Origin of the sequence: Acrocarpospora catenulata (assembly GCF_018476525.1) — a bacterium.
Classification (GTDB): domain Bacteria; phylum Actinomycetota; class Actinomycetes; order Streptosporangiales; family Streptosporangiaceae; genus Acrocarpospora; species Acrocarpospora catenulata.
In genome coordinates this window covers 1-15,187 of record NZ_JAHCST010000106.1, presented here as the reverse complement: position 1 = coordinate 15,187, position 15,187 = coordinate 1, and the positions used below count along the sequence as shown (strand labels likewise).

The 15,187-nt window shown below is 69.3% G+C and carries 12 protein-coding genes and 1 pseudogene; 10 read left to right on the top strand and 3 right to left on the bottom strand.

Going from position 1 to position 15,187, the window contains the following annotated elements; translation table 11 throughout:
* Nucleotides 1–331, top strand: a pseudogene (locus KIP79_RS45045) (hypothetical protein); the annotation flags it as partial.
* 457 nt (nucleotides 332–788) lie between these two features.
* Complete coding sequence (locus tag KIP79_RS48050) at nucleotides 789–2,033, top strand: trypsin-like serine peptidase (RefSeq protein ID WP_250214906.1); 1,245 nt, start codon at nucleotides 789–791, stop codon at nucleotides 2,031–2,033.
* Between the two features lie 67 nt (nucleotides 2,034–2,100).
* Here the strand turns inward: KIP79_RS48050 and miaB are convergent, their stop codons facing one another.
* The gene (gene miaB, locus KIP79_RS45035) at nucleotides 2,101–3,582 is read right to left on the bottom strand and encodes a tRNA (N6-isopentenyl adenosine(37)-C2)-methylthiotransferase MiaB (protein WP_214111220.1); all 1,482 of its coding nucleotides are present in this window, start codon (nucleotides 3,580–3,582) and stop codon (nucleotides 2,101–2,103) included.
* 237 nt (nucleotides 3,583–3,819) lie between these two features.
* On the opposite strand from miaB, the gene KIP79_RS45030 reads away from it, so the two are divergent.
* Both KIP79_RS45030 and KIP79_RS45025 read left to right on the top strand, forming a co-directional pair.
* Nucleotides 3,820–5,595 carry a sensor histidine kinase gene (locus KIP79_RS45030; RefSeq protein ID WP_214111219.1) on the top strand — a complete coding sequence of 592 codons (1,776 nt, stop codon included), beginning with the start codon at nucleotides 3,820–3,822 and terminating at the stop codon, nucleotides 5,593–5,595.
* Entirely contained in the window at nucleotides 5,567–6,202 is a 636-nt protein-coding gene (locus tag KIP79_RS45025) for a response regulator (protein WP_214111218.1), read from the top strand. Before KIP79_RS45030 ends, KIP79_RS45025 begins: the two co-directional genes overlap by 29 nt.
* On the opposite strand, the gene KIP79_RS45020 is transcribed toward KIP79_RS45025, so the two are convergent.
* A complete protein-coding gene (locus KIP79_RS45020) occupies nucleotides 6,174–6,815 on the bottom strand; it encodes a hypothetical protein (protein WP_214111217.1) in 642 nt (213 codons plus the stop codon). The two genes, KIP79_RS45025 and KIP79_RS45020, sit on opposite strands and share 29 nt — an antisense overlap.
* A 121-nt stretch (nucleotides 6,816–6,936) precedes the next feature.
* Between KIP79_RS45020 and KIP79_RS45015 the strand changes: the two genes are divergently transcribed.
* The 6 genes from KIP79_RS45015 (at nucleotide 6,937) to KIP79_RS48045 (ending at nucleotide 12,843) form a co-directional block, all read left to right on the top strand.
* The gene (locus KIP79_RS45015) at nucleotides 6,937–7,692 is read left to right on the top strand and encodes an amino acid ABC transporter ATP-binding protein (RefSeq protein WP_214111216.1); all 756 of its coding nucleotides are present in this window, start codon (nucleotides 6,937–6,939) and stop codon (nucleotides 7,690–7,692) included.
* A 25-nt stretch (nucleotides 7,693–7,717) separates the two neighbouring features.
* Nucleotides 7,718–8,524 (top strand): glutamate ABC transporter substrate-binding protein, encoded by an 807-nt coding sequence (locus tag KIP79_RS45010; protein ID WP_214111215.1) that lies wholly within the window; start codon nucleotides 7,718–7,720, stop codon nucleotides 8,522–8,524.
* Between the two features lies 1 nt (nucleotide 8,525).
* Nucleotides 8,526–9,185 carry an amino acid ABC transporter permease gene (locus KIP79_RS45005; protein WP_214111214.1) on the top strand — a complete coding sequence of 220 codons (660 nt, stop codon included), beginning with the start codon at nucleotides 8,526–8,528 and terminating at the stop codon, nucleotides 9,183–9,185.
* Entirely contained in the window at nucleotides 9,182–10,024 is an 843-nt protein-coding gene (locus KIP79_RS45000; RefSeq protein ID WP_214111213.1) for an amino acid ABC transporter permease, read from the top strand. Before KIP79_RS45005 ends, KIP79_RS45000 begins: the two co-directional genes overlap by 4 nt.
* 81 nt (nucleotides 10,025–10,105) lie before the next feature.
* Nucleotides 10,106–10,810 (top strand): type 2 periplasmic-binding domain-containing protein, encoded by a 705-nt coding sequence (locus KIP79_RS44995; protein ID WP_214111212.1) that lies wholly within the window; start codon nucleotides 10,106–10,108, stop codon nucleotides 10,808–10,810.
* A 32-nt stretch (nucleotides 10,811–10,842) separates the two neighbouring features.
* Nucleotides 10,843–12,843, top strand: coding sequence for a S9 family peptidase (locus KIP79_RS48045; protein WP_250214905.1), 2,001 nt, complete (start codon nucleotides 10,843–10,845; stop codon nucleotides 12,841–12,843).
* A 387-nt stretch (nucleotides 12,844–13,230) separates the two neighbouring features.
* On the opposite strand, the gene rny is transcribed toward KIP79_RS48045, so the two are convergent.
* Nucleotides 13,231–14,781, bottom strand: a complete 1,551-nt coding sequence (rny, locus tag KIP79_RS44985; RefSeq protein ID WP_214111221.1) for a ribonuclease Y — start codon at nucleotides 14,779–14,781, stop codon at nucleotides 13,231–13,233.
* Nucleotides 14,782–15,187 lie beyond the last annotated feature (406 nt).

Genomic DNA, 15,187 nt, shown 5'->3' with positions numbered 1-15,187 from the left:
CCCCTCCGCGACGCCGTCAGCCCACCTGGGCGCGGTCGCGGGCGGCCTGCTCGGCTCCACCGCCCGGGTGTCGCCGACCACTGCTCCCACGCCCACGCCGCGCACACGACCGGCGGAACGTTCCACAGCGAAACCCCCCGCCCGGAAACCCGAGAAGCCGACCACCACCACCCCGAAGGCGACCCCGCGCCCGTCCCCAACCCCGACGAGAACCACCCCCAGGCCAAGCCCGACAAAGGCGCCCGCCAGCCCCACTCCGGACCCCTGCGCCACCTACCACGACATCCGCCGCGAGTACTGCTACGAGATCCTCGACGGCCTCACCGGCTAGGCAGGCCTTCCGCAGGAAAGACGGCAATCTCGACCAGCGAGACGCCAGTGTGCGCCGTGGTCGACCCCGCAGCGCAGAACCCCACTGCTCATAAGCAGGCGAATCCAACGATCCGCGCGTAACGCTGCCGCCTTATGCGCAGGATGATTGCCTTTGCGCACCAAGCACCAAGCACCGAGCACGAAGCGCCGAGCGCCGATCACCGAGCGCCGATCACCGAGCACTGAGCACCGAGCCGAGACGGCGCTACCGCGTGCGCCCAGCAAAGAGCAACGCGACGTCGGGTCGCTACACGGACCGCTCTAGGGGCTGTGTGAGCTAGGTCACACACATTAAACCCCTATTTCCTACCAACTTACTTCCAAATTTGGGCAATGAGGAGTAGGTTCCCCGTGATCCCTTTCCTGACGCATGGGACGCATGAGGCGTTCCACGACAGACCAAGGAGTTTCCCCCAATGAAGCGCACACTCACCATCGGCGGTGTCGCGGTCGGACTGCTGGCCGCCGCGCTCGCCACCCCGTCCACGTCGTCGGCCGCCGGCGACGTCAAGTCGGTCCCGCTGGCCGCTTCCGGCATCGCCGCCAAGAACATCGTGGCCTACTGGCTCGCCGAGGACGCCGCCAACCTGATCGCCGCCACGCCGTACAACGTCGAGACCAAGGTGGTCGCCAAGCACGTCTCCACCGGCGGCCCGGCACCGGACAGCAAGCCCGGTGTGGTCCCGGCCATCGGCGACGAGAAGAAGGCGACGGCCAAGTCGAAGAACGTCAACCTGCCCAAGACCACGGGCAAGGTGTTCTTCCTCGGCACCGACGGCAAGCCGCACTGGGCCACCGCGACCTCGGTCCAGTCGCAGTACCGCAACCTGGTCGCCACGGCGGGCCACGCGGTCTACGACACCGAGTCCAACGGCCAGACGCTCGACTACTGGGTCTTCATCCCCGGCTACTACGAGGGCAAGACCCCGTGGGGCGTCTACGTCGGCAAGCAGGCGTTCACGCACTACGACTACGACGTGTACGAGGACGGCGACCGCGACTACGCGTTCGTCACCGTGTACAACGGCCTCAAGGCCCCGCACGACGGCATCCCCGCCGGCAACCACCGTCCCAGCAAGGTCTTCACCGACGGCGGCACGGGCTGGCAGCAGATCGGCGGCTGGCAGGAGGTCAGCAAGGAGGTGTACGACCAGTACTTCGGCTGGGACACCTTCATCGGCGACACCGACAAGGTGTTCGCCAACGGCAAGTGGCACTACTTCGTCTGGAAGTTCGCCGACGCCGGTCGCCTCGGCGACAACGTCGGCGGCCAGGGCCTGGCCTACAACCAGAAGGTGGGCAAGGCCACCTTCGTGTTCGGCTACCCGAGCGGGTCGCACCCGGACGGCAACTACGCCTACTCCGGCAAGACCCTCAAGTGGAGCTACGGCAAGACGTTCGCCGCGAGCGCCCCGGCCCGCAAGGCCGAAGAGCTCATCGGCATCAAGTCCAGCTTCACCGGCGAGGGCGCCATCGGTTCCTCGTGGCTGATCGGCTACAAGAGCAACCGCCGGCTCGGGTACCTGAACGGCGTCACCATCGGCGTCTCCGACACCGACGGGAACAACCGCTACGACACCAGCGTCTCCCCGTACTTCGACGGTGAGACCTACGGCGTCTACAGCAAGGCGAAGAACCTCTGGTCCGGTTCCATCGCCTGACCCGCACCACCGACCAGCCGAGGCCCCGGAGAGACGACCGGGGCTTCGGCATGTCCGCGTGCCGCGGTCAGGCGCAGCCGATCGGCTCGCTCGTCGCCGGCGGACGTCCCACCGTCGGCATGCCCAGGCTGACCGCCGTCCCGGAGGCGGCGGGCTGGGCCTGCCGCGCCTGCCAGGCGTCCCCGGCGCGGGTGGCCCGGACCGCCAGCACCTGGTCCGCCACCAGGTGGTGCGGCGCCGCGTAGGTGACCTCGGCCGTGACCATGTCACCGGGCCGCGCCTCGACGGAGGCCAGGTGCACCAGCCGGTTGTCCGGCGCCCGGCCGGAGAGCCGGTGGGTGGCCCCGTCCTTGCGCCCCTCGCCCTCCGCGATGAGCACCTCCACCACCTGGCCGACCAGCTTCTTGTTCTCCGCCCAGGCGATCTCCTCCTGGAGGGCCACCAGCCGCTCGTACCGCTCCTGCACCACCGCCTTGGGCACCTGGTCCGGCATGGTGGCGGCCGGCGTGCCTGGCCGGATGGAGTACTGGAAGGTGAAGGCGTTGGCGAACCGGGAGGCGCGGACCACGTCCAGGGTGGCCTGGAAGTCCTCCTCGGTCTCGCCGGGGAAGCCGACGATGATGTCGGTGGAGATGGCGGCGTCCGGCATCGCGGCCCGGACCCGCTCGATGATCCCCAGGTAACGCTCGGCCCGGTAGGAGCGCCGCATCGCCTTCAGCACCCGGTCGGAGCCGGACTGCAAGGGCATGTGCAGCTGGTGCACGACGTTGGGCGTCTCGGCCATGGCGGCGATCACGTCGTCGGTGAACGCGGCCGGGTGCGGGGAGGTGAAGCGCACCCGCTCAAGACCGTCCACCGTCCCGCAGGCCCGCAGCAGCTTCCCGAAGGCCAGCCGGTCGCCGAACTCCACCCCGTAGGTGTTGACGTTCTGCCCGAGCAGGGTGATCTCCAGCACGCCCTGCTCGACCAGGGTGCGCACCTCGGCGAGGATGTCGCCGGGCCGCCGGTCCCGCTCCTTGCCGCGCAGCGCGGGGACGATGCAGAACGTGCAGGTGTTGTTGCAGCCGACCGAGATGGCCACCCACGCCGCGTACGCCGACTCGCGCCGGGTGGGCAGGGTGGACGGGAAGGTCTCCAGCGACTCCTTGATCTCGACCTGCGCCTCGCTGGCGATCCGGGCGCGCTCCAGCAGCACGGGCAGCGACCCGATGTTGTGGGTGCCGAACACCACGTCCACCCAGGGCGCCCGCCGGACGATCTCTCCCTGGTCCTTCTGCGCCAGGCAGCCCCCCACCGCGATCTGCATGCCGGGGTCGCTGAGCTTGCGCGGGCGCAGGTGCCCCAGGTTCCCGTACAACCGGTTGTCGGCGTTCTCGCGCACCGCGCAGGTGTTGAACACGACGACGTCGGCGGCCTCCCCGTCGGCGGCACGCACGTAACCCGCGTCCTCCAGCAGCCCGGACAGGCGCTCGGAGTCGTGGACGTTCATCTGGCACCCGTAGGTCCGTACCTCGTACGTCCTGGGGCTCTCCTGAGTCGTGGCAGTCATCTCAACCCACAAGCGTAAGCGCTCCCCCGACCTCCCCGCGCCCGGGACAGTGTCCCGGTTCTCTGGGCAAATCAGTCGATACTCTTGGGGCCAGTCGGGCGTCCCGGCCAGCATCGCCCTCACCACGATGGCAATCGCCGCACCATTAGTCGTATGTCCCGGCTTGGCCGCGCCGGTGTCTGGACTGACGGAGCGCCGGGAGCGAAGCGACCAGAGCGGAGGAGGGAAGACACCGGCATGAGGGCGGCCAAGCCCGCCGCGCCGGAGGCGCGCCCGATGTCACAGCTGGTGCGAATCGCGGCCGTTGCTGTGGCCGTAGTGAGCCTCGTGCTGACCGCCACGGCCGTGGTGCTGGGCGCGGTGAACGACATCGGACTGTTCGGGCAGAGCCACCTGGTGTTCGTGGCGGCGGCCGCGATCGTCGGCGGCCTGATCAACGTGCACCGGCCGGGCAACGCCATCGGCCTGCTGTTGGCCGCCCTGGGCCTGTGCTTCGCGCTGCTGGACGCCTTCGGTCAGTTGGCCATCAAGTTCCCCGAGGTCAGAGCGCTGGCCTGGCCGCAGACCTGGCTGTGGATCCCCGCCAACATGGCGGTCGCCGCCATCCCGCTCTTCTTCCCGTCCGGCCACCTGGCGTCCCCGCGCTGGCGCCCCGTGCTCTGGGCCTTCGCGGGCCTGGCCGTGCTCGCCGCGATCGCGAGCGCGCTCCTCCCTGGCCCCAACGACCAGGCCGGGTACGGCACCGCCGTGGTCAACCCGCTCGGCGTCCCGGCCCTGGCCGAGGTGGGCAGGGTGGCCGAGCTCGGTTTCCCGGTGCTGGCCGGCCTGCTCTTCGTGGCGGGGGCGGCCGACCTCGCCCGCCGGTCCAGGGGCGCGACCGGCGCCGAACGCGCCCAGGTGCAGTGGCTGGTGTACGCGGTGGCGCTGGCCGGCCTGATCGTGGTCGGCCGCCTGGTGGCCGGGTTGCGGGACGACGTGCCGGACGCGATCTGGCCGATCCGCAGCCCGTTCTGGGAGCTGGCCGGGGGAGGCGCGCTGACGCTGGTGCTGGTCGCGATCGGGGTGGCCGTGCTCCGCCACCGGCTCTTCGACATCGACCTGGTGATCAACCGCACCCTCGTGTACGCGGTGCTGTCCGGCTTCGTGACCGGCGGCTACGTGCTCATCGTGGGTTACCTCGGCGCGGTCTTCCACCAGGTGGACGCGCTGCCCCTGTCCATCGTCGCAGCCGGCCTGGTGGCGGTGGTCTTCGCCCCGCTCCGGGCCCGGGTCCAGCGCGGCGTCAACCTCCTCATGTACGGCAGGCGCGAGGACCCGTACGCCGTCCTCGCCCGGCGCCTGGAGGAGACCACCGAGGACCTGCGCCGGTCCAGGGAGCGCCTGGTGCTGGCCAGGGAGGAGGAGCGCCGCCGCATCCGCAACGACCTGCACGACGGCCTGGGGCCCACGCTGGCCGCGCTGACCATGCGGGCGGAGGCCGTACAGGACCTGGTCGGGGAGGGGCCGGCACGGGACCTGCTTGAGGAGATCATCACGGACGCGGAGACGGCGGCCTCCGAGGTGCGGGCGATGATCGACGGACTGCGGCCGCCCGCGCTGGACTCGCTCGGCCTGGTCCGGGCTCTCTCCTCGCACGTGGCGGGCCTGCCGGGCGGGTTTCGGGTGAGCGTGGACGCGCCCGCCGAACTGCCCCGGCTGCCCGCCGCGACCGAGGTGGCCGCCTACCACATCGCGGTCGAGGCGCTCACCAACGTGTGGCGGCACGCGGGCGCCACGTCCGCCTGGCTCAGCCTGTCCGCCGACCGGCACCGGCTGACCGTGGAGGTGGCCGACGACGGGGTCGGGCCGCACCGCGGCCGGGCGGGCGTCGGCACCATCTCGATGCGGGACCGGGCCGCCGAACTGGGCGGCACCTGCACGATCGAACCGCGCCGGGAGGGCGGCACCCGGGTGCTCGCGGTGCTGCCGGCTGAGGAGGGAACACATGGAACCGATCCGCGTGCTGCTCGTTGACGACCACCCGGCGTTCCGGGCCGGGCTGACGGCGCTGCTCGCCCCCGTGCAGGAGATCACCGTGGTGGACGAGGCGGCCAGCGGGGAGCAGGCGCTGGCCCTGATCCACCGTCTCCAGCCGGACGTGGTGCTGATGGACCTCACCATGCCCGGCATGGGCGGCGCCGAGGCCACCGAGCGCATCCTGCGCGACCACCCGCACGTACGGGTGCTGGTGCTGAGCATGTCCGACGACGACGAGTCGGTGTTCGCCGCGCTGCGCGCCGGGGCCCGGGGCTATGTGGTGAAGGGCGCCCGCCGGGCGGAGCTGTCCCGGTCCATCCAGGCGGTGGCGGCCGGGGAGGCGGTCTTCGGACCGGCCATCGCGGGCCGCCTGATCGGCTACTTCTCCGGGCTGACCCGGCGCGAGCAGAGCCTGCCCGAGCTCACCCCGCGGGAGCGGGAGATCCTCACGCTGATGACCTCCCGCCTGAGCAACCCCCAGATCGCCGAGCGGCTCGGGCTGAGCCAGAAGACCGTGCGCAACCACGCCTCCAACATCTTCGCCAAGCTGCACGTGGCCGACCGGGCGAGCGCGGTCAGCCGTGCGCGGGAGTCGGGGTTCTGAGGGGCAGGCGGAGCGTCCGCAAGGCCGCCCAGCCGTAGGCGACGAGCTGGAGCAGCGCGCCGGTGGACTGCACGGCGGGCGGCTGCTCGACCGTCAGGAACGGCACCACGATCCCGGCGATCACGGCCACCGGCAGCCACCAGGGCGCGATCCGGGTGGCCGCCAGACCGATCACCAGGATGAGCGCCCCCAGGTGGGAGAGGAACGCAGGGAAGACCATCCCGTACACGACCCCGGGCAGGTCGGCGGCGACGGCGGTGACCTTGATGGCCTGGTCGGCGGGGATGGTCCTGGCCAGCGCCAGGTCGTAGAAGTCGGCCATGAACAAGGTGCCCGCGCTGGCCGCGCCGATCAGGCCGAGCGCCGCGCCGGCGTTGGCCAGCCGGGGCGCACGCTGCCGGAGCAGCCCGGCCAGGCCCAGCATCGCGGGGATCATGGCCAGCGTCGCCCAGTGGAACAGCACTCCGCTGACCTCCACCTTGGTCTGATGGGCCAGGAAGATGTCCGGATCGTGGGTGGTGCCGGGCGGCGAGGTCAGGAAGGCGAGGAAGAGCAGCACGGGCCACGCCACGAGGGACGCGGCGGCGACGGAACGCCGGAATGAATCAGCCATAACCGCACTGAAGCGCCCATCAGTCCCGGTCCACATGGGGCACCGCCCGGGACGGGCCGTGATGCGATCGGTACCGGCCCGGAGTGACTTGGTGATGCAGGGTCCCTTACTTTAGTTGACCATGACGGAAGCCGACAGTCCGACTTCACTTGTCAAGCTCTCGCAGGTCAACAAGCATTTCGGCGCACTGCACGTACTGAGGGACATCGACCTGGACATCGCCAGGGGCGAAGTCGTGGTCGTCATCGGCCCGTCCGGCGGCGGCAAGTCCACCCTCTGCCGCGTGATCAACCGCCTGGAGACCATCGACTCCGGCACCATCACCTTCGACGGGCAGTCCCTCGCCGTGGAGGGCCGGGCGCTGGCCCGGCTCCGCTCCGACGTCGGCATGGTCTTCCAGCAGTTCAACCTGTTCGCGCACAAGACCATCCTGGAGAACGTCACCCTCGGGCCGATCAAGGTCAGGAAGGTGGCCAGGCAGAAGGCCGAGCAGCGCGGCATGGAGCTGCTGGAGCGGGTCGGCATCGCCTCCCAGGCCGCCAAGTACCCCGCCCAGCTCTCCGGCGGCCAGCAGCAGCGGGTGGCCATCGCCCGCGCGCTGGCCATGGACCCGAAGATGATCCTGTTCGACGAGCCGACCTCGGCGCTGGACCCCGAGATGGTCCAGGAGGTGCTGGACGTCATGATCTCGCTGGCCAGGGAGGGCATGACCATGCTGGTGGTCACCCACGAGATGGGCTTCGCCCGGCGGGCCGCCAACCGCGTGGTGTTCATGTCGGACGGTCAGATCATCGAGCAGGCCGCCCCCGACGACTTCTTCACCAACCCCGGCACCGACCGTGCCAGGGATTTCCTCAGCAAGATCCTCACCCATTGATCATTGGAAACATGAGGTGGCAGCAATGCGCGCACGACGGATCGTGACCCTGCTGATGGCCGCCGCGGCGATGGCCACAAGCCTGACCGCCTGCAGCGGCGACGACAAGTTCGTGATCGGTGTCAAGTTCGACCAGCCCGGCCTTGGACTGAAGCAGCCGGACGGCTCGGTGAAGGGCTTCGACGTCGATGTGGCCAAGTACATCGCCAAGGAGCTTGGCTACAGCGATGACCAGATCGAATTCAAGGAGACCGTGTCGGCCAACCGGGAGCCCTTCATCCAGCAGGGCCAGGTGGACATCGTGGTGGCCACGTACTCGATCACGGACAAGCGCAAGGAGGTCATCTCCTTCGCGGGGCCGTACCTGATCACCGGGCAGGACATCCTCACCCGGGCCGCGGACACCAGCATCACCGGCGAGGACTCGCTGGCCACCAAGAAGGTCTGCGGCGCCCAGGGCTCCTCCTCCCCCGCCCGCCTGATAGAGAAGTTCGGCGACGCCTGGAAGGGTCAGTACCTGACCGAGCAGCAGGGTTACGGCGCCTGCCTGCCGCTGCTCGAGCAGAGCCAGGTGGACGCGATCTCCACCGACGCCACCATCCTGGCCGGCTTCGCCGCCCAGAGCCCCGGCAAGTTCCGCCTCGTCGGCCAGCCCTTCTCCGAGGAGAAGTACGGCATCGGCCTCAAGAAGGACGACAAGGAGACCCGGGACAAGATCAACAACGCCATCGAGAAGATGTTCCAGGACGGCTCCTGGAAGAAGGCCGTGGACGCCAACTTCGGGGAGTTCGGCCAGTTCTTCACCACGCCGCCGGCTGTCGAGCGCTACTGACGTGATCGACGATCTGCCACTGGTCCTCGGCGCGTTCTGGCTGACCATCCGGCTCACGCTGGCCAGCGCGCTGGCCGCCCTGGTGCTCGGCACCGTGCTGGCCGCGATGCGGGTGAGCCCGCTCGCGGTGCTGCGCGGTGCCGCCGCAGGGTACGTCACCGTGCTGCGGAACACCCCGCTCACCCTGGTGATCGTGTTCTGCGGCCTGGGGCTCGGGCTGGTGCTGGACGTCTCCTTCTCCGGCAGCCTGTCGGTCAACTATCTCTGGTTGTCCATCATCGGCCTGTCGGCGTACACGGCGGCCTTCGTCTGCGAGGCCATCCGGGCCGGCATCAACACGGTGCCGGTCGGGCAGGCGGAGGCGGCCCGTGCGCTCGGGCTGACCTTCGGGCAGAACCTGCGGTACATCGTCCTGCCGCAGGCGTTCCGGGCGGTCATCGCGCCGCTGGGCAGTGTGCTGATCGCGCTCACCAAGAACACCACGGTGGCCGCCGCGATCGGCGTGGCGGAGGCGTCGCTCACCATGAAGACGCTGTTCGAACGGCACCAGGAGGCGGTCGTGCCGATCTTCTTCGGCTTCGCGCTCGGCTTCCTGGTGCTCACCCTGCCGGTCGGACTCGTCTTCGGGCGGCTGGCCCGGCGGTTGGCGGTGGCCCGATGAACGTCCTGTACGACGAGCCGGGGCCGCGCGGGCGACGGCGGAACACGGTGCTCACCGTGGTGTTCGCGGTGGCGCTGCTGGGTCTGGCGTACCTGGCGTTCCGGAAGTTCGACGAGAAGGGGCAGTTCGCCGCCGCGCTCTGGGAGCCGTTCCTGCGCGGCGACGTCTGGGCCAACCTGATCCTGCCGGGCCTGTGGAACACGCTCAGCGCCGCCGCCGTGGCCGCGCTGATCGCGGTGCCGTTCGGGTTCGTGTTCGGCATGGCGCGGCTGTCGGAGCACGCCTGGATCCGGATCCCGGCCGCCGCCGTGGTCGAGTTCTTCCGGGCCATCCCGCTGCTCATCATGATCTTCTTCGCCCAGTACGGCGGGAGCGCGGTCCTCGGCCTCACCGTCACCTCGTTCTCGGCCGTGGTCTTCGGTCTGGTCATGTACAACGGCTCGGTGCTGGCCGAGATCGTCCGGGCCGGGATCACCGCGCTGCCGCGCGGGCAGACCGAGGCGGCGCTGGCGGTGGGGCTGCGCAAGAGCCAGGCGATGCGGCTCATCCTGCTGCCGCAGGCGGTCACCGCGATGATGCCGGCCATCGTCAGCCAGCTGGTGGTGCTGCTCAAGGACACCGCGCTCGGGTTCATCGTGGCCTTCGAGGACCTGCTCAACGCGGGCGCCCGCATCCTGCCGTCCAACTTCCGCAACCTGATCCCGGCCGTCATCGTGATGGCCGCCATCTACATCGTGATCAACCTGGCGGTGAGCGCGGTCGCCCACTGGCTGGAACGGCGGACCCGGAGAAGCGCGGCCAAGCCCGTCGCCGCTCCGGACGCGGTCGCCGCTTTGTAGACAAGCTTTGCCGTGTCGGTGCGGCACTCGGAGCGCGGCTGATCTGATCATGATCGGGTGTGGCGCGTCGTGACTCTGGGTATGGCGGCTGTCCTCCTCACGGGGTGTGGTGGGCACGGCGACCTCGTCATCGGCGTGCGTCCCGGGCAGCCCGGCCTGGTGGACACCCCACCCGGCGGCGGCTGGTCCGGCTTCGACATCGCGGTCGCCCACTACGTGGCCCGCGAGCTGGGGTACCGGGATGACCAGATCCGGTACACCTTCGACGCCGACCAGGCCGACTTCAGCCTGGGCACGGCCGCCAAACCGTTCGTCGGACCGTACCTGGTGACCCACAAGGACCTGCTGGTACGGGCCGACGGCCAGAGCCTCCCCCAGATCCGCGACCTGAGGCGGCGCCGGGTCTGCGGCACCAAGGACGACCTGGCGCCGCTGGCCGCCAGGTACGGCCGGGGCTGGCGGCACGTGTACGTGGCCGAGGCCAACACACCCGCCGCCTGCGGGCCGCTCCTGGCGGACCGGCGCATCGACGCCGTGGTCGCCGACGCGCCCGTGCTGGCCGGGATCTCCGCCGACTACCCCAACCGCTTCCGGTTCGCCGGGCAGAACCTCGCCCAGGTCCGGTACGGCATCCGCCTGGCGCCGCACGCGGCCGGGTTACGGGACGATGTGGAGGACGCGCTACGGCAGATGTACGAGGACGGTACGTGGCATCGGGCGGTGATCGACTACCTGGGGCTGCTGGCCACCCAGTTCCTGTCGCCACCCGTCCTGGAAAAGGGATAACCTCGGGCCCCGCTTTCCGGCAGGATGCCGTCATGTCCCCCGAGCGACGCCTGCCGTACGCCGCCGCGATCTCGACCACCGACGTGGCCCGGTCCGGGCTGCGCCTCGGCTACCCCACCGTGCTCGGCGACGAGGTCTGGTGGGAGGAGGACCGTCCCGCCGAGGCCGGCCGGCGGACCGTCGTGCACCGGGCCGCGGACGGGCGGCGGCGGGAGCTCATCAGCAGCCCCTGGGACGCGCGCTCGCGGGTGCACGAGTACGGCGGGCGGTCGTACGTGGTGGTGCCCGGGCACGGGATCGCCTTCGCCAACTACGCCGACCAGCGGCTGTACCTTACCGACGGCGGGGTCCCGCGGGCGTTGACCGGGGAGGGCCCGGACCGGTACGGGGATCTGCTCTGGCACGACGGGGCGATCTACTGCGTGCGGGAGCGGCACCACGATGACGGGAAGGTCGTGCGGTCGATCGTCTCGGTGACGCTGGACGGGTCCGTGACCGAGGTGACCGGGGGGAGCGACTTCTACGCGTCTCCGGCTGTCTCCCCCGATGGGGAGCATCTCGCCTACATCTGCTGGAACCATCCGCGGTTGCCGTGGACGGGGACCGAGCTGCGGATCACCCGGCTGGAGGACGGCAACTCGTGGACGGTCAAGGGCGGGATGAGCGAGTCGGTGCTCGCGCCGCAGTGGAAGGACAATCGGCACCTGTATCTGGTGTCGGACTGGTCGGGGTGGTGGAACCTCTACCAGATCGGGATCTTCGGGACCTCGTCGCAGGCGCTGTATCCGGCTGAGGAGGAGTTCGCCTGGCCGTTGTGGGAGCTGGGCGGGCTGCCGTACCTGGTGCTGGGGGATGGGCGGCTGGCGGTGCTCCACGGGCGCGGGGATCTGCGGCTGGGGATCCTCGATCCGGAGACCGGGGAGTTGAACGATCTCGACGTTCCGTACCAGGGGTGGCGGCCGGGGTTGAGCTCGTCGGGGACCACACTGGTCGGGGTCGGGTATGGACCCGACATCCCTCGCTCGGTGGTCCGGGTGGACACGGTCACCGGGCGCGTCGAAGGACTCCGCCGAGACATCACCGAGTTGCCCGATATTTCATGTCTTCCGCAGCCGGTGGCCGTGGAGATCGAGGGGAGCTTCGGGCGGTTGGTGCACGCCTACCTCTACCCGCCATACGGGTATCCGTCCTCCGAGCCCTCCCAGTCCTCCGGCTCCTCCGAGCCCTCCCAGTCCTCCGGCTCCTCCCAGTCCTCCCAGTCCTCCGGGTCCTCCGGCTCCTCCCAGTCCTCCGGCTCCTCCGAGTCCTCCGAGTCCTCCGGGTCCTCCGGGTCCTCCGGGGCGGACGGGCCCGCGCCCTATGTGGTGTTCGTGCATGGAGGACCGACCGGACAGGCCATCACCGAACTCAGCCTGGAAAAGGCGTTCTTCACCACCCGGGGCATAGGGGTCCTCGACGTCAACTACGGCGGATCAACCGGATACGGCCGGTCCTACCGGGAACGCCTGCGCGGCCAGTGGGGCATCGTGGACGTCGAGGACACCGTCGCCGCCGCCCACTGGCTGGCCGCCGAAGGCCACGCCGACCCCCGGCGCATCGCCATCCGCGGCGCCAGCGCCGGCGGCTGGACCGTGATGGCCGCCTGCGCCGCCTCCGACGCCTTCCGCGGCGGCGTCTCCATCGCCGGCGTCAGCGCCCTCGCCCCCCTCGTCGCCGCCACCCACGACTTCGAATCCCGCTACATCGACTGGCTGGTCGGCCCCGAATCCCTGTACGCCTCCCGCGAGCCCCTCTCCCACGCCTCCGAAGTCAACTGCCCCATGCTCCTCATGCAAGGCCTGGCCGACCTCGTAGTCCCCCCCACCCAATCCGAATCCTTCGCCAACGCCCTCACCGACCGCGGCATCCCCTGCACCTACCTCTCCTTCGAGGGCGAAGGCCACGGCTTCCGCCGCCTGGAAACCAAGACAGCGGCCCTGGCAGCCGAACTCGCTTTTTACGAACAACTCTTCCGCCAGGACCACACCGACTGAATCGCCCCAGCCTGTCCCCGCACGCCCACCCGGCGAAGCCGAGCCCGAAGGAAGGCCAACGGATGGGTGAGCGGGGGTACCCCGGTAACCGAATCTCCTATGTGCGGAGCCCGTGACCGACCGTCCCGGCGGAAGCCATGCTCGGACCCGGAGTTAGAAGAGTGGGTAGGCGGGAGTATCACGGCAACCAACCCTCCAGCGGAGCCGGGTCCGACCGAAGGTCAGAAGCGGAAGTCCCCCGGCAACCAACGCTTCGTACGCCGGGACGGCGACCGACCCTCCCGGCGGAGCCGGGCCCGGACCCGGAGGGTCACGAGGGAGGGCGGGTGGGAGTACCACGGCAACCTCGACTGGCCCCAGACGGGCCAACGGCAAGGGGCCGATTGTTTAGCGGGCGAATTCGGTGGCGCGGGATTCGCGGACGACGGTGATGCGGATCTGGCCGGGGTAGGTGAGTTCCTCCTCGACCTGCTTGGCGACGTCGCGAGCGATGACCTGGGCCTGGATGTCGTCGACATTGTCGGGGCGAACCATGACGCGGATCTCCCGGCCGGCCTGCATAGCGAAGACCTTCTCCACGCCCTCGTAGGATTGGGCGATCTCCTCCAGCCGCTCCAGCCGCTTGACGTACGCCTCCAGGGACTCACGACGCGCACCCGGACGGCTACCACTGATCGCGTCGGCAGCCTGGGTCAGCACGGCCTCCACAGTCCGGACCTCAACCTCGTTGTGGTGAGCCTCGATGGCATGCACCACGTCCTCATGCTCCCCATACCGGCGAGCGATCTCCGCACCGATCAGCGCGTGGCTGCCCTCGACCTCATGGGTAAGCGCCTTGCCGATGTCGTGCAGCAGCGCACACCGCTTCACCAGATCCCGATCAAGCCGCAACTCCGAAGCCATGATCCCGGCAATATGCGCCGACTCAATGAGATGCTTCAGCACGTTCTGCCCATACGAGGTCCGATACCGCAACTGACCAAGCAGCGTGATCAACTCCGGATGCATCTCGGTGATACCGAGCTCAACCAGCGCATCCTCCCCCGCACGCACGCAGAGATCCTTAACCTCAGCCCTACTCCGCTCGTACGCCTCCTCGATCCGCTGCGGATGAATACGCCCATCCAGCACCAGCTTCTCCAACGTGAGCCGAGCAGTCTCCCGCCGAACCGGATCGAAACACGACAACAACACCGCCTCAGGCGTGTCATCAATGATCAGGTTCACCCCAGTGGTGGACTCAAAGGCCCGAATATTCCGCCCCTCCCGGCCAATGATCCGCCCCTTCATCTCATCCCCAGGCAGATGCAACACGCTGACCACCGACTCGGCCGTCTGCTCAGTCGCCACCCGCTGCACAGCCAACGTCACGATCTTGCAGGCCCGCTTCTCCCCCTCCTTCCGCGCCTCACTCTCAATCTCCCGCACGATCAGCGCGGCCTCCCGCTTGGCCTGATTCTCGATCTCCTTGACCAGCTCGTTCTTGGCCTGCTCAGCGGTCAACCCCGCCACCCGCTCCAGAATCTGGCGCCGCTTCTCATCCACCAGATCCAGCTCAGCCCGCCGATCGGCCAGCTCGGTCTCCGTCTCGGCCAGTTTTCGGGCCCGCTCGGCCTGCCGCCGAGCCTCCTCGTCGAGCCGCTGCTCCCGCTCCCCCAGCCGGTTCTCCCGGCGCTCCAGATCGGCGCGAAGCTCCTTCAGCTCGTTCTTGAGGATCCGGGACTCCTCCTCGACTTCCCGGCGCATCACCGCCGCACTCTCCACCAGGCTCTCCGACCTCCGGGTGATCTCCCCGGCGTCGCTCTCAGCCCGTCCCCGGATCTCGTCGGCGTCGCGCCGCGCCTGCTCCAGCTCCTTCTCGGTCAGCTCCGCCCTGATCTGGGCGATCTGCTCGGACGTCGGACCGGTCTCCTTGGGCGCGGTACGGCGGAGCAACATGATCAGGAGGGCGGCAATCGCTACGAACGCCAGCAGCAGCACCGCCACCGCCAGCACGATCACGATCGTCATATCCATTGCGCGCCCACCCCTCCTAGCGTCAGCTGCAAAGGGGTCACACGCACAGCACGGCAGACCTGGTGGCGTCACCAGGGCAAATATCGCACCCAACGGATGTCAGGGTCCGTGGTTCACCGTTATGGCAATCCGCGCTGCGCGGAGTAACTCCTCACTGCGGTCGAGATTAAGCGTCAGAGAGGTAACGAGCAAGCAAAGACGCCCTGTCAAGCGACTTTTCCTCGATCATCCCCACTCCCCCCTTCACTCCCTGCAAACCCCCTACCCACAAACCCCCCCAAACCCACCGAACCCTCCAGCCCCCTTACCACCCCCACAACCAACCCTC

Coding starts and splice junctions, on each gene's coding strand:
- KIP79_RS48050 (WP_250214906.1), top strand. CDS start 789: ATGAAGCGCACACTCACCATCGGCGGTGTCGCGGTCGGACTGCTGGCC.
- miaB (WP_214111220.1), bottom strand. CDS start 3,582: ATGACTGCCACGACTCAGGAGAGCCCCAGGACGTACGAGGTACGGACC.
- KIP79_RS45030 (WP_214111219.1), top strand. CDS start 3,820: ATGAGGGCGGCCAAGCCCGCCGCGCCGGAGGCGCGCCCGATGTCACAG.
- KIP79_RS45025 (WP_214111218.1), top strand. CDS start 5,567: ATGGAACCGATCCGCGTGCTGCTCGTTGACGACCACCCGGCGTTCCGG.
- KIP79_RS45020 (WP_214111217.1), bottom strand. CDS start 6,815: ATGGCTGATTCATTCCGGCGTTCCGTCGCCGCCGCGTCCCTCGTGGCG.
- KIP79_RS45015 (WP_214111216.1), top strand. CDS start 6,937: ATGACGGAAGCCGACAGTCCGACTTCACTTGTCAAGCTCTCGCAGGTC.
- KIP79_RS45010 (WP_214111215.1), top strand. CDS start 7,718: ATGCGCGCACGACGGATCGTGACCCTGCTGATGGCCGCCGCGGCGATG.
- KIP79_RS45000 (WP_214111213.1), top strand. CDS start 9,182: ATGAACGTCCTGTACGACGAGCCGGGGCCGCGCGGGCGACGGCGGAAC.
- KIP79_RS44995 (WP_214111212.1), top strand. CDS start 10,106: ATGGCGGCTGTCCTCCTCACGGGGTGTGGTGGGCACGGCGACCTCGTC.
- KIP79_RS48045 (WP_250214905.1), top strand. CDS start 10,843: ATGTCCCCCGAGCGACGCCTGCCGTACGCCGCCGCGATCTCGACCACC.
- rny (WP_214111221.1), bottom strand. CDS start 14,781: ATGTTGCTCCGCCGTACCGCGCCCAAGGAGACCGGTCCGACGTCCGAG.